A 22,553-nucleotide genomic window follows, 5' to 3' on the forward strand; every position below is an offset into this window, starting at 1 on the left:
TCAAGGCAGGCGTTTGAGCGATCCGTCTTCCTGTGCTTGATCGTTGGCCGCATCACTGCCTTCAGCAAGCTTGACGTTCTCGCCCATTTTTACGCCGTCGTAGGCGGGAATGTCGTGAGTCATTCGTATGTAGATCCAGCGATCTTTTTCGTTCTTCACGCTCAGCACGACCGGTTGTCCATGGCTTTTCTTCAGTGCCTGCGCCAGCGCCGTGGATGATGCGCATGAGATTGACGCGGGTTGCACGATCAGCACCGGCCCCAACGCGGCGCTGCCAAATAGCAGCAGCGTGAGCTCAGCATCCACAGCGAAAAGGTCAGCGGGCGGTATTGAAAGGCATGCACGTCGCGCCATAAGCCAATGGCGAATGCAGCGCCCCGATGCTGCATTGCGTAATAGGCCCATTGCAGCTCGTCGTGCCTGCGGTAGCCAGGGTTGAATATCAGTGGCTATGAAACATGAGAATGCATGCGGCAACAGCGGCAAGGGGGCGCCATGCCTGGCCATGCGCAGTGAGGGTTCTCATCGGAAGCTTCCCTGGTTCCAGAGACGGTCAATTTTTCGGGTTGATTTCGCCAATCGCCTGCACCCGCGCTTTTTCCATGGCCGTTCCGATTGCCGGTCCCTGCAAACCTTGCGCTACGAAGGGCGCGGAGGTGATCGTGGCGGCGGCGTCACGTGCGCGTTGCAGCAGTGCGGCCTGCGGGTAGTCATCCTGTTCGTGACCAAGGCGGCCACGCTTGTCGGCAGTGCAGGCGAGCAGGAAGGTTTGCAGGCGTTCGGGGCGACGCAATGCATCCAGTGCAGTCAGCAGTTTCAGGATGGTGGCGGGCTTGAGTTCAAAGGCACGATGCGCATTGAGATGCTCGCGACACACCAGTTCGGCCAGGTCGGCGTACTCGGTGGGTACTTTCAAACGCGCCGTGAGCGCGCGCAGGGGTTTTACGCCGCGGTGTTCGTGGCCGATGTGGCGTGGCAGTTCTTCCTTCGGCGTGAGCGCCTTGCCGAGGTCGTGGGTGAAGGCGCAGAAGCCGACCAGGTCGTTGCCGGGGGCGAGTTTGGCGGCGGCGTCCAGCACCATTTCCAGGTGGATGCCGGTGTCGATCTCGGGGTGGAATTCTGCGCGTTGGGGTATGCCGTATAGCGCGTCGACTTCCGGGAACAGCACTGCCAATGCGCCGGATGCGCGCAATATGCGCAAAAAGGCCGATGGCTGCGCCTCGCCCAAAGCCTTGCGCGTTTCGGCCCACACACGTTCGGGCACGAGGTGGTCGACTTCGCCATCGCGCACCATCTGTTGCAGCAAGGCCATGGTTTCGTCGGCGATGGTGAAGCCGAGCGGTGCGAAGCGCGCGGCGAAACGTGCCACGCGCAGCAACCGCACCGGGTCTTCCACGAACGCGGGGGAAACGTGGCGCAGCAGGCGCCGTTCGATATCGCGCGCGCCGCCGTAGGGATCGACCAGCTGGCCTGCTTCGTCTTCGGCGATGGCGTTGATGGTGAGGTCGCGGCGGGCCAGATCCTGTTCCAGCGTCACGCCCGGGTCGGCGTGGACGACGAAGCCGTGATAGCCGCGTCCGGATTTGCGCTCGGTGCGTGCGAGGGCGTATTCCTCGCTGGTTTCCGGATGCAGGAACACGGGGAAATCCTTGCCGACCGGCCGGTAGCCGCGCGAGAGCATGTCCTCCGGGCGGGCGCCCACCACGACGTGGTCGCGGTCGACTACGGGACGTCCCAGCAATTTGTCACGGACCGCGCCGCCGACCAGGTAAGTACGCATGCCTTATTGTGCCATGGCCCCGCCTGGCACCCGCTTTCATGCGCCGTGATGACGGAAGGTTTTGCCGCGCCGCGTCCAGTCGTCGTTGGCGCGCCATGACTTGAGCAAACCACGCATCAGATAACGGCCGACGAAGCAGTTCCGCCAAAAATGACGAAGCGTTGTGCAGTCGTGGAGAGATTCTCCAGCAGGCGTTGGATTGTAGGTTGGGGTGCAAACCCCAACATCGCCATGGCCATGCATACGACCACGTTGGAGTTTGCACCCCAACCTACGTGGTCAATGCATCGCGTCCTTCACGGGCTTGTTCGCGGTGGATGTTGCCGGCGCCGGCACGGACGATGCGGCGGCTACGGTTGGCGCTGGACACGTCAGTTGCTTGCGCTCCTTGGGCGGATCCACGCGGCTATACACCTGGCCGATCGGCGTCAAGCGGGTGGAAACCGGCGCGGCCGTGCCATGCAGGCGCCAGTCGTAGATCGCGCTGTAGTACATCACGCGCGCCACGTATTCGCGGGTTTCCTTGAACGGCATGGTGGCGACGAAAAGATCGGGCGGCAGTTTGCTGCGCGCGTCCACCCATTGACCCACGCGCGCCGCGCCCGCGTTGTAGGCGGCGCTGGCAAGCCAGGTCGAACCGTCGAAGCGATCGGCCAACTGCGACAGGTAGCGCGTACCCAGTTCGATATTGACGGCCGGATCGTACAGGCTGTCGCCGCCGTTCCATGCAAGCCCGTTGCGGCGTGCCACGCTGGCGGCGGTGCTGGGCACCAGTTGCATGAGGCCGCGCGCATCGGCGCCGGATTGCGCGTCGGTCATCCAGGCGCTTTCCACACGCAAGATGCCGTATGCCCAAGACGGATCGATGCCCGCCTGCTGCGCTTGCGGCACCAGGCCATCCTGGCTGGCGAGCGGAAAACGCAGTGTATAAAAATGCAGGGCGTCGCCCTTGTTGAAGGCGAACACGGCCCGGTCATACCAGCCGCGCGCGTTGGCGAGGATCACCGCCTGGCGAATCGTCGACGCATCGGCGTCGGCCAGCGCCTGGGTCCATTCGCGGCGCGCGGGTTTCAGCATGCCCACGGCAAACAGTTCGAACGCGCGCTGGACGCCGGGGATGGCCAGCACTGCTTGCTGTACCTGCGAATCGGCAGGCAGCTGGGTGCTGCACAGCGCGTACGGCGCATCCTGGCGATCGGCCGCCAGGTAGCCGAAATAGCTCGATTGCCTGGCGACCTCGGCAAACACGCGCTGTGCTTCGTCGCTGCGGCCGAGTTCGGCGAACGCGCGGGCGCGGAAGTATTGCCATTCGTCGTCCTGCTGCTGCGACGCCGGCATGGCGGCGATGGCGTCCAGCACGGCTTGCCAGTTCTGTTCGGCCAGCGCCACGCGCACGCGCCATTCGCGGCTGATGGGTGTTTGTGCGGACGCGGGCAGGTTGATGAGCCGTGCGAGCGCGTTGCCGTCGAAATCCGTGGCGTGGAAAAGCGCCAGCGCGTTCAACACGCGATCGCGTTGTTCGGGCGAAAAGCGGAAGCGGCCTTGCAGGTCCTGCCACGCGCTGTCGGCCGTGCCGGATTGGCGGCGCGCCAGGCGCACCAGCGCAAGTGCGGCAGCCTGGCGCGTGCGCAGTGTGTCGGGCCATTGTTTAGCGGCGTTGACCGCCGCGGCCGGATCGTTGAAGGCCAGCACCAATCGCTGCGCCTCCTGCGCGTCTTCCGGCGACAGCCATCTGGCCATGCCGGAAATCGTGCCGGGCTTGCCGGCTTCCACGGCGGCGTCGATGCGCGTCCAGATGCGCGCCGGCGTCAGCAGGCCCTGATCGTGCGCGGCCTGCAAGACCGGATCGCAGGCCGAAGGCAAGGCGGGCGCGGCCCACAGCGTAGCCAGGTCGCGCTCGAAATCCAGCGGTGCGCCGCTGGCGAGTTTCGCCTGCAACGCAGCGCAGCTCAGGGCGTCGCCAAGGCCGGGCTGGTACATCGCAAGAAAGCCGTTCCAATCCTGGCGGCGCGCCAGTTCCTGCAGGAAATCGCGCTTCAGATCGCCGGTCGGAATCAGGTTGGGGTATTGCCGCAGATAGGCTTCCACGGTGGCGCGATCGACCTGCTGCAGATCGTGTTCCAGCGCGGCGGCCTGCAGATAAGGATACAGCGGGTAGTTCTTCAGGTTCCCGGTGAGGGAACGCCAGCTATCGCCGCCCTGGCTGGCGGCGGCGTAAGCCTGCTTGAAGGCCGCGCGCTGCGCTTGAAGCGTGGCGTCGTCGGACTGCGCGGCGACCGTGCCGGCCAGCATCGTGCCGGCAAGGGCGGTAAACAGAAAGCGGCCGAGGCGCGATACGGCAAGCGAGGCCATGGAAGCTCCAGATCCTGCGGATAATCCGCGGCAAGTGTAGCGGATGGGTTTGCCGTGTCCTGAACGTTCCTTCACGCCGGCGGCGCGATGTATTTGGTGCGACGGTTCGGATGCGCTGCCCCACGTTCGCCGCTGCTAAGCTTCCGCGCTTCGACCGCAGCACGCCCACAGGACCCGCATGCCGTCTCCGTCCAAGAACGCCGCCCACTACGGACTCGCCTGGCTGGCGTTGATCCTGGCCACCTTGGCCGGACTGGCTTGGTGGTGGCAGATCGGGCGGCCGGTCGATCTGCCGGATGCGCCTTCCGCGCGGATTGCCTGCGTGTCTTACGCGCCGTTTCGCAAGCCGGGCGAAACGCCTTACGACATTCACTTCATGATGACGCCGCAGCGGATCGACGAAGATCTGCGCGCGCTGTCGCAACGCTTCGACTGCGTGCGCACCTATTCGCAAGGCAACGGCTTGGCGGCGGTTCCTTCCATTGCTGCGCGCTATCACATGCAGGTGTTGATGGGCATCTGGCTGGGCGGTGTGCCGAAGCAGAACGAAAAGGAAGTGGAGCAGGCGATCGCGACCGCCAATGCGAATCCCAAGGCGATCCGCGGCATCATCGCCGGCAACGAAGTGCTGCTGCGCGGGGATCTTTCGCCCAGGCAGTTGACCGCATACATCCAGCGCGTGCGCGCGGCCGTGCCGAAAGAGATTCCGGTGACCTATGCCGACGTGTGGGAAAACTGGCTGCGCTATCCGCAGATGGCGAGCGTGGTCGATTACATCACCATCCACATCTTGCCGTACTGGGAAGACCATCCAGTGGCGGCCATCGATGCGGTGCATCACGTGGAAGACGTCTACGCGCACATGCAGCATGTGTTTCCCGGCAAGCAGCTGATGATCGGTGAGACCGGCTGGCCCAGCGCGGGACGTCTGCGACGCTCGGCCGAACCGAGCCTGGTCGATGAAGCGCTCTATCTGCGCGAGTTCCTGCGTTATGCCGCTGGCGTGAACATGGCGTACAACGTGATCGAGGCCTTCGATCAACCATGGAAGCGCGCGCAGGAAGGAACGGTCGGCGGTTACTGGGGCATCTTCGATTCGGATGCGAAGCCGAAATTCCCGATGATCGGCCCGGTCACCGAAGTGGCGCGCTGGTGGTTGGGTTGGTTGTCTGGCGTTGCGTGTGCCTTTGCGTTTGCCGTAGCCGGCACTTGGCAGCGTCGTTGGCGTGGCATCCGGGGATGGACGGCCTTGCTGCTGGCGGGCTTTGCCGCCGGCACGTCCGCGGCCTGGCAGGTGCGCCAGATGCTGTTTGCATGCGACGGATGGTGGCAATGGCTGCTCTCGGCGGCATGCCTGGCCGGCGCACTCGCCATCGCCATCGCACTGGCGCGCCGCATCGCCGCGCACCTGGCCGATCATCATGACCACTCCGAACCCGCGCAATGGTGGCGCTTCGGCGCGCTGTTCGCGCTGGTGCTGTACGACATCCTGCTGGCGTTCGACGGCCGCTACATGGATTTTCCGATGGGCTTGTTCCTGCTGCCGTGCATCGCCTATGGCGTGTTCGGCCTGCTGACGCATGAGCGGTCCATGCCTTCGGCCGAGCAGCGTTTCATGGCGTGCGTGGGCCCCTTGCTCGCGATCGTGCCGATCGTGGACGAAGCCGGCATGAGCAAGGTGACCTGGTTATGGCTGGGGTTGAACCTGGCGATCGCCGTGCCGATCTGGGTGGCGTGGCGCTGGCATGCGGCTCGCCTGCAGTCGCAGCAGGCGTAGGCTGCCGATAAGCAAGGCCACCGCACCGGCGTCATAGCAGTACAAGGTCAACGCGAACACACCGAGCGCCGCCGCCGATGCGGCAAGCCACGGCTTTTTGGCGATCAGCGCCAGCACCGTAACGATGATCGCGGCGATGCCATAGCCGTAGGTGTTGAAGCCGATCACCACCAGCTGACGCGCCCAGCACCAGCTGGGTGCATTGCCGTCGTCGCACGCATGTCCGAACGCGGGCGGTTCGATGAAGCCGTAGCGCAGCCACGCGGCCAGTGCGCCGACCACGACGATCAGCAACCATGGCAGGACGATCGGAACCAAGCGTTTTCGTGCGGTCATGGATGTTTTCTGATCGAAGCGGAGGGGAGCTGGATTTCCGCAGCCAGCGACAGATGATCGGAGAACGCTTGCGGCAGTGTCCACATTTTTTCGATGCGCAGATCCGATGACACCAGGATATGGTCGAGTGCGCGCCGCGGTTTCCAGCTCGGAAACGTCGGCACCGATTGCTCCGGTTCCTGCAGGCTCGAATGCGCGAACAGGTGGCGCATTTCCGGACTGTGCGGATCGGTGTTCAGATCGCCCATCAGCACCGCGTGCGGATGATCCTGCAGCACTTCGGCGATGAAGGCCAGTTGCTTGGCGCGCGCCTGCGCGCTGAGCGAAAGATGCGCCACCACCACCGCCAGGCCGTGCGCGTCGTCGCCGAAGTGCGCCAGCAGGGCGCCGCGTCCGGGAATGCGGCTGGGCAGGGGATAGTCGATCACGCGCTGCGGTTCCAGCCGGCAGATCAGGCCGTTGGCGGTATGCGAAAGCTGCGCGAGCGGCCGGTTCGGCTGATGGCTCCAGAACGGCATGCCCGCGGTTTCGGCCAGGTAGCGCGTCTGGTTGAGAAAGCCCGAACGCAGGCTGCCGGCATCGGCCTCCTGCAGGCCGACCACGTCGAATTGTGGCAGCAGCTCGGCCAGGCGATCGAGGTTGTCCAGCTTGCTGCGTCCCGGCAGCACCGCGTTGATGCTGCGCGTGACGTACTGCCGGTAACGTTGCACGCTGGCCCCCGCCAGGATATTGCAGCTCAGCAGGCGCAGACGTTGGTGCGTGGCGGAGGACATGGATCCAGCGTCGGGGAGGCTCTCAAGAGACCGGAGCATCCTAAAGGTTCTCGATGCGACTATTGTGAAAGCCGCATGGGAAGGATGCTCCGGGCGGGCGCCGGAGCATCCGCAGAACTCACTGCTTGGCGCCCAGTTCTTTGCGCACCAGCCATTTGGTGAGCTCGACCAGCTCGGGGAAGTTCTTGATGTTGGCGCTGCGGTATTTGCCGTCGACCACGATGGTCGGCGTACCGTCCACGCCCCAGCCCTGGATCAGCGCGAAGTCCTTCTTGATCTGCGCATCCACTTCGGGCGAGTTGGCGATCTTCAGGAACTGCTCGCGGTTGGCGCCGTGGTGCGCGTAGAAATCGGCGATCTCGTCCATCGAGTTGATCGGGTATTGCTCCTTGAACTTGGCCTTGAACAGCTCGTCGTGGGTCTGCTCCAGGATGCCCAGTTTCTTGGCCGCGTAGTAGGCGCGTGCGAACGGCATCCAGCTGTCGTTGAACGCCGCTGGCACCAGCTTGAGCTCCACGCCCTTGGGCAGCGACTTGCGCAGGTCGTCCACATAGGTGGAGAACTCGGCGCAGTGGATGCACGCGTAGGAAAACACTTCCACTACTTCAACCTTGCCGCTGCTGCTGTCGCGCTGATAAGGCGCCGACAGGGTCACGTACTGGTTGCCGTCGGTGAACTGCGCGGCGTCGGGGCCGGCGGCGCTGCAGGCGGTGGTCAGCAATAAGCCGCAGAGCATGGCGGCGAAGCGGAGTCGGGCGGTCTTGAACATCGGTCTTCCTGCGCAATGACGAAGGTCTTTGCCTATTCTTTCAGATCAGAAAAAAAAGCGCCCGGCGAACCGGGCGCTGTGCGAGCTTGGGCTTACTTGCCGGCCGCTTCCTTGGCGATCAGCCATTGGGTCAGCTCGATCGATTGCGCGTAACCGCCGGCGCTGCCGGGGGTGAAGCGGTACTTGCCGTTGACGATGATGCTGGGCGTGCCATCCACGCCATACGCCTTGACCATGTCATCGGCGCGCTTCATCTGCGTGTTGACGCTGAAGGAATTGGCCACTGCCACGAACTGCTTGGGATCGACGCCATACTTTGCGTAGAACTTCGCGACGTCGTCGATCGTCGGCCACGCCGACTGCGGCTTAGGACGGCCGGTGGTGAGATCGTCGGAGGCCAGCTCGCCGGTTTTCCACACCGCGTCGTAGATGGCGTCATGCGCCTTCTCGGCCACGCCGAGCGCCTTGGCGGCGTAGTAGGCGCGCTGGAACAGCGGGAAGTTTTCGTCCGGACGGAACGATACCGGCAGATAGGTCATTACAGCATTCGACGGCAGGCTCTTCTCGATCTGGTCGGCGGTAGTGTGGAACGCATTGCAGGCCGGGCAGGCGTAGGAGAACGCCTCGGTCACCGCGATCTTGTCCGGATTGCCGGTGGGCTGCTGCGGCTCGATGGTGAAGTAGTTCTTGCCCTCCACCCACTTGCCGTTGTCGACGAAGGGTTGCGTGGGCTTTTGCGTAGCGGCCGCGGCGGTGGATGCAGCAGCCGGTGCGGCGGCGGTGCTGGCCGAAGCGGCGGCAGTGGAGCCCGCGGCCGGGGCTTGCACCGTGCTGGCCGGGGCCGGCTTGGTGGCGGACGCCGGCGCGGCGGGCGCGGATGTCTGTGCCGGAGCCGGTTGCGGCGCCGAGCTGTCGGAACCGTTATGGCTGCAGGCAGCGAGCGCAATCAGCGCCGCGCAAAGAAAGGACAAACGCTTCAGCATGGCTGGCCTCAAAATCGATCAAACAAGGGAGAGCTTGGACAACACGGCCAACAGGAAGTTACGGCGACGCCGCAGCCGCGCCTTGGTCGGCCACGTGCAGGCCTTCGATATAGCTGGCGAGTGCCGCAATGTCTTGCGGGTCGAGGTTCTTGGCAACGGTCGGCATGATCTGCGCGTGGGCTTCCGGGCCCCAGGTCGTGCCGTTGTGGAAATCTTTCAGCTTCGCTTCGATGTATTGCGCGTGCTGGCTGGTGAGCTGCGGATACATCGCGCCCGGATTGCCGCGGCCATCGATGCCGTGGCACGCCATGCAGGCCGGAATGCCGCGCGCCGGATCGCCTTCGCGATAAAGCTTCTGCCCGTGTTCGACCAGGGCCTGGTCGGCGACGCCCGGCAGCGGCTGCTTGCTGGCGAAATATGCGCCCACGTCGCGCATGTCCTGATCGGACAGTGGCGTGGACATGCCAAGCATGATCGCGTTCTGCCGCTCGCCCAATTTGAAATTGTGCAACTGATGCGCGATGTACATCTCGTGCTGGCCGGCGAGCTTCGGAGACTGCGGGTCACTGGAGTTGCCGTCCATGCCGTGGCAGGCGCCGCAGGCGGCGGCCTTACCTTGGCCTGCGGTGGCGTCGCCCGGCTTGGTCGACACCATCCAATTGCTGTTGTGCGGCGCGGCAGCGGGTGCGACGGCGGCCGGCGCGCTCGCCGCGGGAGCGGGGGCGGCAGGCTTGGCGGTGGACGTAGCGGACGCCGCATTCGGTGCGGCCGGGGCTTTGGTGTTCTGCGCAAATGCGGCGCCAGCACAGAGAGCAACAACCAGGGCTACTGCATTCACGACAGCGGGCCGGCAATCGGCGAGCCGAAAACTCATACACTTGCCTCCAGGAAACTGCAGTTGATGTACGGTGCGCACCCTCAGCGTACCGTGACTGGCAGAGCTTTAAGGATGCTCTGATCCATTTTTCATAGGTGTCACCGGTTCTGTCCGTTCGCAGGCCACAGGACCGTCGGCGAAGGCAGACTGGCCGTCTGTCGAGACGATGGGCCGAAGGCATGCGGACGGACAGAGCCGGCCCCAACGAATCGATCATAATGACGGGGTGATGTCCAGAAGGCTCGCAGCCTGCGCCGCGCGGCTTGCCAAGACGGCCAGTCTTCCCTGCGCCACGCAGCACACCCTGCGAGCCTTCTGGACATCATGCCACCCATGAAAAATGGATCAGAGCATCCTTGAATTATCGCCACCCCATACTAGCCGGTCAAACCACGACTCATGCCGATCAATCCCTTGCAGGGCGCACAATTCGTGCTTGCCGCCCATCGCGTCAACCAATTGCCCGCCGATGAAGGCGCCGAAGTGGCGTTCGCCGGCCGCTCCAACGCCGGCAAATCCAGCGCCTTGAACGCCTTGACCGGGCAGAAGGGCTTGGCGCGCACCTCCAAGACACCGGGGCGCACGCAGCAGATGGTCGCCTTTTCACTGCCTGCGGTGGTGCGTGGTGAAACGTCGCAGCCGCTGGACACGCGCCTGATCGACCTGCCGGGCTACGGCTACGCCAAGGTGCCCGATGCGCTGCGCGACCACTGGCGCCACGAGATCGACCGCTACCTGCACGTGCGCCGCAGCCTGCGCGGCGTGGTGCTGATCGTGGACATACGTCATCCGATGAAGGAGTTCGACCGGATGATGCTGGATTTCTGCCTCGCCACCGTGCTGCCTTGCCACGTGCTGCTGACCAAGGCCGACAAGTTGTCGCGCAATCAGGCGAGCCAGGCGCTGGCGTCACTTCGAAAAGAAGTGGGTACGAATGCGCCGGTGACGATGCAGGTATTTTCCGCCCCGGCCGGCACCGGCGTGGAGGAAGCGCGCGCGGCCGTGATGGCCTTGCTGGAAAGCCATCCGCGCACCATCCTCGAATAGCGTTGGGGTTGGCACCCCAACCTACGCGACGGTCTCCATGAACACCGCGCACAAGGCTTCCATGCCGGCGCGATCTTCTTCATCGAAGCGCCCGACCAGGGGACTGTCCACATCCCATACGCCCAGCAGCGTGCCATCGGCCTTCACCAGCGGCACCACGATTTCCGATTGCGACGCCGCATCGCAGGCGATGTGCCCATCGAACGCGTTGACGTCGCGCACCACCTGCGTCTGGCGTGTCTGCGCGGCGGTGCCGCACACGCCTCTGCCGATGGCGATACGGATGCAGGCGGGCTTGCCCTGGAACGGACCCACGACCAGTTCCTTGCCGTCGTACAGGTAAAAGCCCGCCCAGTTGAAATCGGGCAGGCTGTGAAACACCAGCGCCGCAAAGTTGGCCGCGTTGGCGACAAGGCTGGGCTCACCGGCAAGCATGCCGCGCGCCTGCTCCACCAACTCGGCATATTGCTCGCGCTTGCTTGCCGACAGACTGTTTTTGATCTCGAACATGACGGATAGGCTCGATTGCTGCAAACTGATGCGCCAAAGATGGGTCGTCCGCAGCGCAGGCACAAGGGGAATCGATTATGAGCGAGCAGCATGATGCTGCACAGGCTGGGCGTGTGGAGGCGCACCGATTGGATGGTTTCATCGACGCCGCTTTCGCCTTTGCGGTGAGCGTGCTGGCGATTGCGGGGGCGGAAGTGCCGCGCAATCTGCATGACCTTTTGCTGGCGCTGGACCGGATTCCGGCTTTCGCCTGCAGTTTCGCCACGTTGATGATTTTCTGGCATCGCCATGTGCGCTGGCGCGATCGCTTCCGGTTGCACGACACCACCAGCATGATGCTGAGCCTGATGCTGGTATTTTTCGCCCTGATTTTCGTCTACCCGCTCAACATGCTGTTCCAGGCCATGTTCAGTGCGCTCTACGAAGCCTTTGCGCATCAGGAATTGTCGGGCGCGCCGACCATCAACAGCGTGCGCGACGTGAAAGCGCTGTACGTCTGTTACGGCCTGGCCTATGCGTGCATGGCGGGGTCCTTGGCATGCCTGTATCGCCATAGCTTGCGCAAGGCGCCTATGTCGCATGCGCAGCGGATCGAGGCACGCAAGGTGTTCTACACGCAAGCGGGCTCGGTGTGCGTGGCCTTGCTTTCGCTGTTGGTGACACTGGTCATTCCCGGAACTGCGGCATGGACGGCGTTGCCGGGATGCCTCTATATCCTGTTGACGCCCATGTACTGGCTCGCGGCGAGGTGGACGAAGCGGGCCGGAGCGTACGCAGCATGAGCTTGTCGCTGTTCGTGTCGGGCACGGATACCGGCATCGGCAAAACCCACGCCGCGTGCACACTGATCCATGCGTTGCGCGGTGCCGGGCACAGCGCCTGCGGCATGAAGCCGGTTGCCAGCGGCTGCATCGATACCGCGCACGGTTTGCGCAACGAGGACGCCCTGGCGCTGCAAGCGGCGAGTGCACCGTCGCCTGCGTACGAAGACATCAATCCGGTCGCCCTGCTGGCACCGTTGTCACCGCATCTGGCCGCCGCTCACGAAGGCGTGACGATTACGCTGCCGCCGCTGCACGCGGCATTTCAGAAACTAGTCGCGTGTTACGACACGGTGGTGGTCGAAGGCGTGGGCGGCTGGCGCGTACCGCTGTCGCCCAGCCTGCTCGCCTCGGACATACCCAAGGCCTGGACGCTGCCGGTGGTGCTGGTGGTGGGGCTGCGGCTGGGCTGTCTCAATCACGCGCTGCTTAGCGCCGAAGCCATCCAGGCCGACGGTTGCCGGCTGGTTGGCTGGATTGGGAACTGCATCGACCCGGCGATGGCCGCGATCGAGGAAAATATCGCCACGTTGCGCGCGCTGCTGCCGGCGCCATGCCTGGGGATTCTGCCGCATGGCGTATCGCCGGATCGCGCATGGAGCCGGCTGGATCTGGCAGCGCTGCAGTTTTGACGAAGGCCGTCGGGCTTAGGAACGGTCGACAAAAGGAGGAATCATGAGCCACCGCAGTCACTATTACCTGCAGATCAAGGATCTCGCGCACGCGCGTGGCGCGGAGCCGTCGCTGAGTTACAGCGGCGCCGGCCCGAACGATCTGGCCGCGGCCCTGCAGGAAGCCCTGCGCAGCCCGCTGTTGTTCCAGCGCTGGCGCGCCATGCAACCCGATCCCGACAGCGTGGACGAACGCTTAGGCATCACCGACCAGCTCGCCACGGTGACGGCCAAGGTCGAGGATCTGCACACCGAAGTGAGTGTGATCAGCGACCTGCCGATGAGCATCCTGCGCCAGCGCCTGAACTGGCTGATCGGCGCGAACTGGCAACTGCACGATGTGCGCCCGGCTTGAGCAGAGCTCTGCGGGGTTACTCCGGACTTGATCCGGGTAACCCACCGTCTTCGTAGCAATATTTTTGGGTTACGCTGCGCTAACCCAACCTACGCTGCATCGACGGCTATCTTGCTGCGCGCAGGAAACAGCAACCGCAACGGATTGGCCAGCACGTAACGCCACAATGCGCGATTGATTTCGCGTCGCGCGCGGCGTTGCATCGGCCGCGCGCGCAACGCCATCTGGAACGCCAGGGTGAAGCTGACTGCCACGTTGAGCGAGGCCATCACTGCGCAGCCGGCCACGGACCACCAGATTTCATGCGTCTGGAAGGTGGCGTTGCCGAGCACGCCCAGCGCCGTGCCGATCGAGCCGGCAGCGACGGTGATGTGGCGCACTTCGTAGGGCAGCGCAAAGGCGGTGAGGATTGCCGGCACCAGGCCAAGCATGAGGCCGAGCGAGAAATTGGCGACCACGCCGGCGACGTTGCGGCGCGAGAAGTTCGCAAAACGCACCGCGCCGCGTTCGCCGAACACGAAACGCAAGCGACGGTTGTACGAGAGCACGTCGCGCAGCCGATGCAGCACGAACCAGTTGTCGGCCCAACCGGCCAGCAGGCTCGATACCCAGAGCAATACGCCGGTCATCGCTGCAAACAAAGGCGTAACGCCGAGCAGCGAAAAGGAATGGATGGCCGCGTGCGCCTTCTCCGGCGTGATCAGGTTGACGCCGAACAGATGCCGCGCGGCGAGCTGGATCGCCAGGCAACCCGGAAATACCGCTACCAAGTTGCCGAAGACCGCCGCTGCCTGCGTGCGGATCAGCGCCACCACCGCCTGCACGAAATCGTCCATGCCTTGCGGCGTGCCGATACCGTCGAGCTTTTGCGCGAGCATCGGCGCGGTCATTGCCGGCTGCTTGGTGGCCAGCGTGAAATGCAGGAAGTGCATCAGCAAGAATGCCGCCGCGTAATTGAGGCCGGCGATGAAGCCTTCGATCATCGGATGCAGGTGCAGGCTGAAGATGAAGAACTTCACGTAGACCGCCGCCACCATGACCAGGCCGCCACCGAAGGCCATCCACCACATGTTCAAGTAATTTTTGCGGTCGTAGGCGACGTAGTGCTCGCCGTCTTCCGCGCTGCGATCGACCACCTTGCGCGCCAGCAGCGAGAAATTGCTGCGTACCAGGTAACCGACGCTGTGGCTGGCATGGTTGGCGGCGATCAGGTCGGCGAACAGGCTGGCGATCGGCTCGATCGATTCGCCTTGCTGGCGGATCGCCAGCCACGCTTCGAGCAAGCGTTCGGCGCGCGTGATGCGCACGCGCATCCGCTCGAGCTGGAACACGATGTCCACGCTCACGCCGTTTTCGTTCAGATGCGTATGCACGTCATCCAACGAGCGCAGGCATTCATCCAGCAGGGCGCGCAGGTAATTCACTTCCTGCAGCAATGTCTGGCTGATGCGGACGGTATGGCCTTCTGCCTGCGCCGCATCGCCGGCTTCGCCGGCGCGCTCCACCGCGAGCATGGCGCGCGGCAGTTTGTAGAACGGCAACGTGTCGAGCCGCTGCTCCGTCAAGCGTGTGCGGATGGCCTTGGACAAACCGATCGAGCCGATCTGTCCGGTCAGGTAATGCAAGGCGGCGATCAGTTCGAGCGAGAGGCGCGATGGGTTCGCCTGTTCGCGCGCGGCTTGCGTGTCGTCGCCTTCGTTTTCCTGGTCGGCGAGCAATTCGCTGAGCTTGCTCAACAGCTCGCGAGGTAACGCCGCCACCCACTGCGCATCGTCGGCAGAGGGAAAGACCAACGTGAACAAGGCGGACAGATCGCGGCTGTTCGGTGCCGGCGGAATCAACGAGGCCTGCAGGCGTTCGATCAGCGCGCCACTGAAACCCGCGTGCGCGGGCATGCCCGAATCGCACAGCAATGCCATGGCATCGGTGTCGCGCACGATGCTCTGCAAGGTTGCCGCCACGCGCGCTTTCCATTGCGGATTGCGATCGAGCAACTGCATGAGATACCGCAGTCGCGTGTGCGGCGGATATTTCGGCGCCTGGTCGGGCCGCGCTTCATCGCTGGCGACGGCGCCGCTACGGCGCAGCCAGTGCGCGATCTCGATCAGCCATTCGTTGCGTGCGGCCAGTTCGGCGTTGGGATCGGCGTGCGCCAACAGGGCATCGATCTGCCGGCCTGTGCGCAACGCGTCCCGCCATTTGCGCCAGAATGTCGCGAGAGAAGTGAACATCGGTCAACATCCTTCCTGTCGTTGTCCATTCACGCAAGGTCAGGTGTTACCACACCTGATGGCGAACGGGACAGTCCTGTGTCTCAAAAACTCCGACCTGCATGCGCACGCGGCCAGCTTGCTCCCCGACGCCACGCCGGGGAGGCACGGTGTTTCAGTGCTTGCGTTGCTGAATGTAATCGGCCAGCCACAGCAAGGGTTCGGCATGGCCGGAGAGGCTGCGCGCCGCGCCACGGGCCTCATCGAACAGGGCATCGGCGCGCTGCCTGGCCGGTTCTAGGCCCAGCAGGGACGGGAACGTGGACTTGTGCGCAGCCAGGTCCTTGCCGGCGGTCTTGCCGAGCGTGGCGGTATCGGCGATCTGGTCGAGCACGTCGTCCTGGATCTGGAACGCAAGGCCGATGCACTTGCCGTAATGCTCCAGCGCGCGAATCGTCGCCTCCGGCGCATGGGCCGCGATGCCGGCGAGCTGGCAGGTGACCAGGATCAGCGCGCCGGTCTTGCGCGCGTGCAGCGATTCCAGCTGCGCCAGCGTCAGCGTCTTGTTTTCCGAGGCCATGTCCACGGCCTGGCCGCCGACCATGCCGAGCGAACCGGAGGCATACGCGAGCGCGCGGATCATGCGCACTTTCTGCTCCGCATCCAGCGCCGTGGTGGTCGCCAGCGCTTCGAACGCGGAGGTCTGCAGGGCATCGCCGACCAGGATGCCGGTCGCTTCGTCGTACGCCTTGTGCACGGTCGGGCGGCCGCGGCGCAGGTCGTCGTTGTCCAGCGCGGGCAGGTCGTCGTGCACCAGCGAATAGGCGTGGATCAGTTCTACCGCGCAGGCGGCGGCATCGAGTTTCTCGGCGGCTACGCCCAGCGCTTCGCCGGCGGCATACACCATCAGCGCGCGCAGGTGCTTGCCGCCCTCGCAGGCATAGCGCATGGCCTGGTGCAGGCGTGCCTGGTCCGTGTCGGCAGATGGGAGGAGAGCGTCGGTGCTGCGTTCCAGCCGCTGCAGATAGGCCGGCACGCGGTCGGCGAACGCGGAAACCTCGAGGGACGTCAGGTTCATTCGAAATCCGGGAAACGGGCAGTGAAAGGGCTACCCGCGCCGGAATCCGGGCGGGAAGACCGTAACTTTAACATCGGCCGGGATCAGGCCTCGCGGTACCAGAGCAGGATCACGCCGACCAGCATGAAACACAGCGGCCACACCCAGCCCGCAATGCGGCCGCCACGCCCGGGCAGGCGCAGTTCCAGCCAGCGCGCCCAGCCCGAAGCCACGCCCGCCAGCGCCAGCGGCGTGTGGGTAAGCTCGATCAGCAACTGGTCCTTCACGTTGGAAATCTGGTGGCTGTGCGTGAGCAGCATCGCGCCGCCCACCGACACCAGCAGGGGAAACACTAGCGCGGCCTTCGGATTGCGCAGGCGTCCCGTGCGCACTGCCCATTCGAACAGGCCGAACAGGATGATCAGCGCCACGAAGAAGCGATGCTGCGCCACCTCCACATCGCGCCATGCGGCCCAGAAGCCTTCCTGGCCCATCGGCCACACTTCCGGGTCCGAGCGCACCAGCAGGAAGCCGGCCATCAGCAGGAACAGCAATGGCCAATGCCGGAGCCATCGCACGCCGGCGCGGTTGAGCAGGGCGAGCAGGCCGATCAGCAGCACGAAGATGCCGGCCCAATGATGGTTGTATTCGGACCAGGCGATGTCCTCGGCATTGCGCGGCGGCAACACGCCCGAGCCCGGCGTGATGGCTTGCTCGGCGGCCTGATGGCGCTGCTCCGCTTCGTGATCCAGCTGCGCCTGTGCTTGCGAGACGGCGAGCTGGTCGTGATCGGGCGAGGTGAGCCGCGGCCATGCTGGCGCGTTGCGCACGGCGATTTCGTGCAGCGTGACGCGATCGGTGGTGAGGTCCACGGCCGGCGGCACCGAGGTGAGTGAGGCCGCTGCGAAGAAGATGGTGAAGCCGATGCCGATTTCCACTTCGGCGAAACGGCGCAGGCGGATCACCGAGGCATCCTGGTTCTTGCGCAGCCGTTCGGTCACCAGCAGGTTGCCCAGGCCAAGCAGCAGCAGCGCCACGAACATCGCGATCTTCGCGCCCACCATCACGCCATAGGCGGTGCCGTAGAAACCCTGCACATCGCCGATGTAGAACACGCTCATGATCGTGCCGGAGACGATGATGCTGGCCACGCCGATCATCGACATGCGCGAGAACCGCGCGCCGACCACGCGCCATCCGTCCGCATCCTGCAATTTGCTGAGCGCGAGCACGAAGCAGGGGATCGCGCCGATCCAGATCGCCGCGCCGAACTGATGCAAGCCTTCCACGAACAGCAGCAGCACGTTGTTGTCCAGGCGTGCGTAGGCATGCGTGGTGAAGGTGGCGGCGGTGAGTTCCACCGCGCCGATCGCTAGCGGCAGGATCGCGCCCAGTAAACCACGGGACATGCGCGCGCCCAGGCATGGAATCAGCAACAGGGCGCAGACGATCTTGATCGTGCCGGCGATCGCGAACGGCGCCTGCATGACGTCGAGAAATGTCAGGTTTACCGTGGATTCCACCACCGCCACCTGCAATCCGACGCCCGCGACTTCCGCGAGGATTAGGCCGATGGCGCTGTAGATGGTCAGCCGCGCGATGCGCCGTTCCAGGTTCGTACCTTGCGGCAGCACATGCGCGAACGGGCGCATCAGGAAAACCAGGAACAGGATGCCGCCAAGCGTCATCGACTGCGCGACGATGGTGATGCCGTGCAGGATGATGCTGAGGTAGCCGAAGATGTCGACGAGAAGTTCCACGGGGAATCGCTCAGGATAAAAATCGATCAGGGGCGCTCCTCATCGGAGCGATTTATATATCCCTCACGGCCGTCATTCCCGCGAAAGCGGGAATCCACCTTGCTCCGGTGAAAGGCAAAAATGGATTCCCGCTTTCGCAGGAATGACGGCCATGTGGATGGCGCAGGTCGTGGGGTACGTGGTTATTGCTTGGCTACGACCGTAAACGGCAAATCGCCACGCGTGATGTGCCCATCCAGCGCCAACGCCTGCCAGCGCAGCGTGTACGCGCCCGGCTTGAGATCGGCGCTGGTGTCCAGCTCGTTGCTCTTGCTGTCGGTGGCGATGGTCAGCACCGTTTCGCTCTTGTCGGGCGCGATCAGCACCAGGCGCGAACGATGCTGGTCGATCTTGCTGTTGTACTTGAACACCATCTGCACGTGGCCGGCGGGCAGCGTGCCGTTGGGCTTGGGCGTGCTGTCGAGCAGGATGGCGTGCGCGGACGCGGCTACGCTGATCAAGGCGCACGCGGCGGCGACCAGGAACGATCCAAAACGATGCGAGGACATGCGGAGTTCTCCAGGCTGAAATGTTCTTCTAGCGAGGCCAGCCCAGCGCAGGTCCCGCGGCTTGGGCAGCGGCGCGCAATGCGTGCGTGGCTCGTTGCATGCGTGAGTATAGTCGGGGCAGCTCGCTTGCAAGGGACGGCTGCCGGCCAAATGCCGCCAGCAGCCGCAGCGGGCGCGGGCGCCCCCAGGTATCGACGCTGCCATTCAATGCTGGCGGTATGGCGTCGTCCGCTTCGTCGACGATGGCGCGCAGCACCGCGAAGGGCAGGCCGCGCTCCTGTGCCACTGCGGCCACGGCGGCGCTCTCCATGTCCACCGCAAGCGCTGCGAACTGCCGATGCGCAGTGCGCTTGGCAGCGGCGGTCAGCAAGGGCGAGGCGACGCTGAGCAGTGCGCCGGTCGTGCGCAGCGGCGTGGCGAAGCCGGCGAGCCGCTGCTGCAGGCTCGCGCACCATGCGACGTCCGTCGCGTACGCCCGGCCTTGGCCGTCCAGCACGCGTTCCGGGCAGAACAGCGTGCCGTTGCGCAGCGTATCGTCGAGCGCGCCCGCCACGCCGAACACCGCCAGTGCGCAAGCGCCTGCTGCCACCAAGGCTTCGGCGGCGCCACGCGCGGCCCGCGGCCCCATACCGCTCAGGTACAGCGCGGCGCCGTCAGGCAGCGTAGTGATGCTGTCGGGTTTTGCAGCGTGCGAGGTGAATGCGCGGGCTTCCGATGCCAGCGCGACGACGACGCCGGTGGTGCGAATCGACGCGCCCGTACTCAAGCCGCGGCCGACTGCAGCAACTGGCGATAGCGCGACAGCGCCCACAGCGGGAAGTACGCGGTGTAGCCGTGGTACTTGAGGTAATACACGCGCGGAAAACCCGGTGCATTGTGCGAAGGATGGAACCACAGGCCTTCGGTGTGCTGTTGCGCGACCAGGTAATCGATGCCGCGACGCACCGACTCCGAGCGCACCTCGCCCACCGCCAACTGCGCCAGCACGGCCCATGCGGTGGATTGCGGTGTGCTGACGCCGTGGTTGCTGCCGCGCAAGGCCGGATCGATATAGCTGTCGTTGGTCTCGCCCCAGCCGCCATCGGCGTTCTGGCAGGCACGCAGCCATTGCACCGCCTTGCGGATATACGGCTGTTGCGGATCCTCGCCCGCCAGCGCAAGGCCGGCCAGCACGCTCCAAGTGCCGTAGATGTAGTTGCTGCCCCAGCGGCCCCACCAGCTGCCGTCTTCCAGCTGCGTGGAACGCAGATAGTCGACGCAACGGCGCAGCGCTTCGCGATCCTGCGGACGCGCCAGCACACCCAGCGCCGCGACGACGCGGCCGGACACGTCTTCCGTCGGCGGATCGAGCAGGGCGCCGTGGTCGGCGAACGGAATCGCGTTGAGGTAGTAGTAGGTGTTGTCCGCATCGAACGCAGCGAAGCCGCCGTTCTTCGATTGCAGGCCGACCATCCAGTCCGCCGCGCGATCGGTGTTCATGCGATGGCGACCGGGTTCGCCGCGGCGGCGATCGTGGATATGCAGCAGCGCGGCGGCGACGGCGGTGTCGTCGATGTCCGGGTAGTACGCGTTGTTGTACTGGAACGCCCAGCCGCCCGGTGCCAGGTTCGGTGCGCGCACGGCCCAGTCGCCCTTGAGTTCGAATTCCTGCTTGGATACCAGCCAGTCGATCGACGTGTCGATCGCGCCCTGCGTCTGCGCATCGTCGCTGGTGTGCATCAGCGTCAGCGCGCTCCACACCGTGTCCCATACCGGCGACACGCAGGGCTGGCAATACGCGGTGCCGTCGTCGCGATGCACCACCAGCTTCTGGATCGAGCGCAGGCAGGTCTCGCGCGCCGGGTGATCCTTTGGATAGCCGAGCAGCGCCATCGCTTCGAGGCTGTTGACCATCGGCGGGAAGATCGCGCCGATGCCGTCTTCGCCATTGAGGCGCGGCATGAACCAATCGACGGCTTTCTTTACCGCACGCTGGCGCACCCGCTTTGGAATGAACGGATCGATGATCGTGCGGGCGATCTTGTCCAGCGCCAGGAAGGTGCGGTTCAACAGGCCGCCGTGAACGAAGTAGTGGCGCTCCTGTTCCGGCGGCGTGACGAACAGCTCGCGGATATGCACCTTGCGCGGATTGGCCGCCTTCGCCTTGAGTGAGCACAGGACGGTGAGTGGTACCAGCGTGGTGCGCGCCCAGTACGACATCTTGTCGATGTGGAAGAAGAACCAGCGTGGCAGCAGCATGATTTCCACCGGCACGTACGGCGTGGCGCGCCATGGCACCTGCTCGAACAGCGCCAGCAGGATGCGCGTGAACACGTTGGCCTTGGCCGCACCGCCCAGCGCGAGAATCGCCTTGCGCGCGATGCGCATGTGCTCGGCCTCGGGATCGTCGCCCGCTGCCTTCAGCGCGTAATAGGCCTTGATCGTGCACGACAGGTCGATCGCGCCGCCGTGGTACTGCGGCCAGCCGCCATGCGTGTCTTTCTCTTGCGTGGCGCGCAGGTAGCGCGCCATCTTCTCCTGCAGCACGTCGTCGATGTCATCCATGAAATGCATCATCAGGATGTATTCGGCGGTGATCGTGCAGTCCGATTCCAGTTCGAAGCACCAGTGCCCATCCGCGTGCTGCTGCGCCAGCAAGGCTGCACGGCCGCGCTCGATCGCCTCATTCAGCCCGTTGGCAGCGGGATTATGGAAAAGATCGGCGGTGGCTGTAGCGGTCTTTGGCTGGTATTGGGTCATCGGTGGTGAACTTCCTGTACATCGGCCGGTTCGCGCCAGGCGACATCGGCAATGTGCGGGATGGAGCGCTTGGGCCAGGTGCGGGCCGGGGTGGAAGGCTCGCTCCATTCCGCGGTCAGCGGGGTCAGCGGCAGGCCGCGCGCGGTCATCGCGAACAGCCAGCGCAGGCCTGCGTTCGACTTGCCCAGCACGCGCGTGAGCAGGATCGTGCGCGCCACTGCCTTGCGCGAGATCTTCACCTGCGTGCCGGCGGAGAAATCAAGATTGTGCTGCAAATTGCGCAGCGTCAGCAGCGCCATGCCGATCGCCCACAGGCAGAAGCGACGAATGCCCGCATGCTTGGTGGGAATCAGCAAGGTGTACTCGAGCGCCTGGCGCAGATGCGCATGCGCGATACCGACCAGCTCGGACATGGTCGCGGCGTAGCCGGCGTTCTGCTTGCCGGCCTCGAGCGTGGCGAGCTTCACGCCATGGCGCGCGAACATGTCCTGCGGCAGCCAGCAGGCGCCGCGCGTGCGGTCTTCCCACTGGTCCTTGAGGATGTTGACCATTTGCAGGCCCTGGCCGAACGATACCGCCAGGCGCAGCATGGTGTTGCGATGAGGCACTAGCAGCGGTTCGAAATCCACGAACAGCTCGGTGAGCATCTCGCCGACCACGCCGGCCACGCAGTAGCAGTAGCGATCCAGGTCGTGCAGCGTAGGCAAGCCTTGCAAGCCGGCCTTGCGCTGAAAATCGTGCATGCCGTGCGACATGATGCGCAGGCACTTCACGATCGACGCCTGCTGCGGCGGCGAAAGGCTGCGCGTCACATCCAGCACCAGCGGCAGTTGCTGCATCAGGTCGCGTTCGGCTTCCAGCGTGCTGGCCGACAACAGCGGCGTGACTTCGTCCGCCACTTCCTTCGCATCGGCATCGCCGGTGACCGCATCGACGAACGCGTTTTCGAACGCGCGCTTCTGCTCGGCCGACAATGCCGGCTCGTCTTCGATGGTGTCCGCGATGCGGCACAGCAGATAGGCGTTCGCGACGGCGCGTCGCAGCTGCGGTGGGAGCTGCGGGATGGTCAGCGCAAAAGTCCGGGACACCTTCGGCAGGATCGCGTCCTGGTAGGTATCGGCCTTCCCGCGTCCGTTGCCGGCGGTGGCGTTGTTCAATTCGATCATGGGTATGCCTCGAGCGCCGGAA

21 protein-coding genes are annotated in these 22,553 nt (G+C 64.7%); 5 read left to right on the forward strand and 16 right to left on the reverse strand.

What is annotated here, in order from left to right; all coding sequences use genetic code 11:
- From ACTHNE_RS18250 to ACTHNE_RS18260, 3 genes are all read right to left on the reverse strand, one after another.
- Entirely contained in the window at positions 1-354 is a 354-nt protein-coding gene (locus ACTHNE_RS18250) for a hypothetical protein (protein WP_440269975.1), read from the reverse strand.
- A 199-nt stretch (positions 355-553) separates the two neighbouring features.
- Positions 554-1,780, reverse strand: a complete 1,227-nt coding sequence (locus ACTHNE_RS18255) for a multifunctional CCA addition/repair protein (RefSeq protein WP_324940088.1) — start codon at positions 1,778-1,780, stop codon at positions 554-556.
- A 279-nt stretch (positions 1,781-2,059) separates the two neighbouring features.
- Positions 2,060-4,132, reverse strand: a complete 2,073-nt coding sequence (locus ACTHNE_RS18260; protein WP_324940085.1) for a transglycosylase SLT domain-containing protein — start codon at positions 4,130-4,132, stop codon at positions 2,060-2,062.
- A gap of 178 nt (positions 4,133-4,310) precedes the next feature.
- Here ACTHNE_RS18260 and ACTHNE_RS18265 point away from each other — a divergent pair, with 178 nt between their 5' ends.
- A complete protein-coding gene (locus ACTHNE_RS18265; RefSeq protein ID WP_440269976.1) occupies positions 4,311-5,909 on the forward strand; it encodes a glycoside hydrolase family 17 protein in 1,599 nt (532 codons plus the stop codon).
- On the opposite strand, the gene ACTHNE_RS18270 is transcribed toward ACTHNE_RS18265, so the two are convergent.
- From ACTHNE_RS18270 to ACTHNE_RS18290, 5 genes are all read right to left on the reverse strand, one after another.
- Complete coding sequence (locus ACTHNE_RS18270; protein ID WP_324940080.1) at positions 5,820-6,245, reverse strand: hypothetical protein; 426 nt, start codon at positions 6,243-6,245, stop codon at positions 5,820-5,822. The genes ACTHNE_RS18265 and ACTHNE_RS18270 overlap by 90 nt on opposite strands.
- Positions 6,242-7,018, reverse strand: a complete 777-nt coding sequence (locus ACTHNE_RS18275; RefSeq protein WP_324940077.1) for an endonuclease/exonuclease/phosphatase family protein — start codon at positions 7,016-7,018, stop codon at positions 6,242-6,244. The genes ACTHNE_RS18270 and ACTHNE_RS18275 overlap by 4 nt, the downstream gene beginning before the upstream one ends.
- Positions 7,019-7,136: 118 nt before the next feature.
- The gene (locus tag ACTHNE_RS18280) at positions 7,137-7,787 is read right to left on the reverse strand and encodes a thiol:disulfide interchange protein DsbA/DsbL (RefSeq protein WP_324940074.1); all 651 of its coding nucleotides are present in this window, start codon (positions 7,785-7,787) and stop codon (positions 7,137-7,139) included.
- A gap of 92 nt (positions 7,788-7,879) precedes the next feature.
- Positions 7,880-8,770, reverse strand: coding sequence for a thiol:disulfide interchange protein DsbA/DsbL (locus ACTHNE_RS18285; protein WP_440269977.1), 891 nt, complete (start codon positions 8,768-8,770; stop codon positions 7,880-7,882).
- A 58-nt stretch (positions 8,771-8,828) separates the two neighbouring features.
- A complete protein-coding gene (locus ACTHNE_RS18290) occupies positions 8,829-9,644 on the reverse strand; it encodes a c-type cytochrome (protein ID WP_440269978.1) in 816 nt (271 codons plus the stop codon).
- A 402-nt stretch (positions 9,645-10,046) separates the two neighbouring features.
- Here ACTHNE_RS18290 and yihA point away from each other — a divergent pair, with 402 nt between their 5' ends.
- Positions 10,047-10,694, forward strand: a complete 648-nt coding sequence (gene yihA, locus ACTHNE_RS18295) for a ribosome biogenesis GTP-binding protein YihA/YsxC (protein ID WP_324940065.1) — start codon at positions 10,047-10,049, stop codon at positions 10,692-10,694.
- A 21-nt stretch (positions 10,695-10,715) separates the two neighbouring features.
- Here yihA and ACTHNE_RS18300 read toward each other — a convergent pair whose 3' ends face one another.
- Positions 10,716-11,204: a GAF domain-containing protein gene (locus ACTHNE_RS18300; protein WP_324940063.1), complete on the reverse strand. Its 489-nt coding sequence runs from the start codon at positions 11,202-11,204 to the stop codon at positions 10,716-10,718.
- 77 nt (positions 11,205-11,281) lie between these two features.
- Here ACTHNE_RS18300 and ACTHNE_RS18305 point away from each other — a divergent pair, with 77 nt between their 5' ends.
- The 3 genes from ACTHNE_RS18305 to ACTHNE_RS18315 are packed head-to-tail and all read left to right on the forward strand — an operon-like array spanning position 11,282 to position 13,051.
- Positions 11,282-11,986 (forward strand): TMEM175 family protein, encoded by a 705-nt coding sequence (locus tag ACTHNE_RS18305; RefSeq protein ID WP_324940060.1) that lies wholly within the window; start codon positions 11,282-11,284, stop codon positions 11,984-11,986.
- Complete coding sequence (bioD, locus tag ACTHNE_RS18310) at positions 11,983-12,657, forward strand: dethiobiotin synthase (RefSeq protein WP_324940057.1); 675 nt, start codon at positions 11,983-11,985, stop codon at positions 12,655-12,657. Before ACTHNE_RS18305 ends, bioD begins: the two co-directional genes overlap by 4 nt.
- Before the next feature lie 43 nt (positions 12,658-12,700).
- On the forward strand, positions 12,701-13,051 hold the full coding sequence (locus ACTHNE_RS18315; RefSeq protein ID WP_324940054.1) for a hypothetical protein: 351 nt from the start codon (positions 12,701-12,703) through the stop codon (positions 13,049-13,051).
- A gap of 89 nt (positions 13,052-13,140) precedes the next feature.
- On the opposite strand, the gene ACTHNE_RS18320 is transcribed toward ACTHNE_RS18315, so the two are convergent.
- The 7 genes from ACTHNE_RS18320 to ACTHNE_RS18350 form a co-directional block, all read right to left on the reverse strand.
- The gene (locus ACTHNE_RS18320; protein WP_324940051.1) at positions 13,141-15,282 is read right to left on the reverse strand and encodes a site-specific recombinase; all 2,142 of its coding nucleotides are present in this window, start codon (positions 15,280-15,282) and stop codon (positions 13,141-13,143) included.
- A 154-nt stretch (positions 15,283-15,436) separates the two neighbouring features.
- Positions 15,437-16,339, reverse strand: a complete 903-nt coding sequence (locus ACTHNE_RS18325; protein WP_440269979.1) for a polyprenyl synthetase family protein — start codon at positions 16,337-16,339, stop codon at positions 15,437-15,439.
- A gap of 83 nt (positions 16,340-16,422) precedes the next feature.
- Entirely contained in the window at positions 16,423-18,078 is a 1,656-nt protein-coding gene (locus ACTHNE_RS18330; RefSeq protein WP_440269980.1) for a copper resistance D family protein, read from the reverse strand.
- Positions 18,079-18,260: 182 nt separating this feature from the next.
- On the reverse strand, positions 18,261-18,626 hold the full coding sequence (locus ACTHNE_RS18335; protein ID WP_324940043.1) for a copper resistance CopC family protein: 366 nt from the start codon (positions 18,624-18,626) through the stop codon (positions 18,261-18,263).
- A gap of 28 nt (positions 18,627-18,654) precedes the next feature.
- On the reverse strand, positions 18,655-19,392 hold the full coding sequence (locus ACTHNE_RS18340) for a phosphorylase family protein (protein WP_324940040.1): 738 nt from the start codon (positions 19,390-19,392) through the stop codon (positions 18,655-18,657).
- On the reverse strand, positions 19,389-21,365 hold the full coding sequence (shc, locus tag ACTHNE_RS18345) for a squalene--hopene cyclase (RefSeq protein ID WP_324940037.1): 1,977 nt from the start codon (positions 21,363-21,365) through the stop codon (positions 19,389-19,391). Before shc ends, ACTHNE_RS18340 begins: the two co-directional genes overlap by 4 nt.
- The gene (locus ACTHNE_RS18350; RefSeq protein WP_324940034.1) at positions 21,362-22,531 is read right to left on the reverse strand and encodes a phytoene/squalene synthase family protein; all 1,170 of its coding nucleotides are present in this window, start codon (positions 22,529-22,531) and stop codon (positions 21,362-21,364) included. The genes shc and ACTHNE_RS18350 overlap by 4 nt, the downstream gene beginning before the upstream one ends.
- Positions 22,532-22,553: the final 22 nt, after the last annotated feature.

This window comes from Dyella sp. (assembly GCF_051954575.1).
In the GTDB taxonomy this organism is placed as follows: domain Bacteria; phylum Pseudomonadota; class Gammaproteobacteria; order Xanthomonadales; family Rhodanobacteraceae; genus Dyella_B.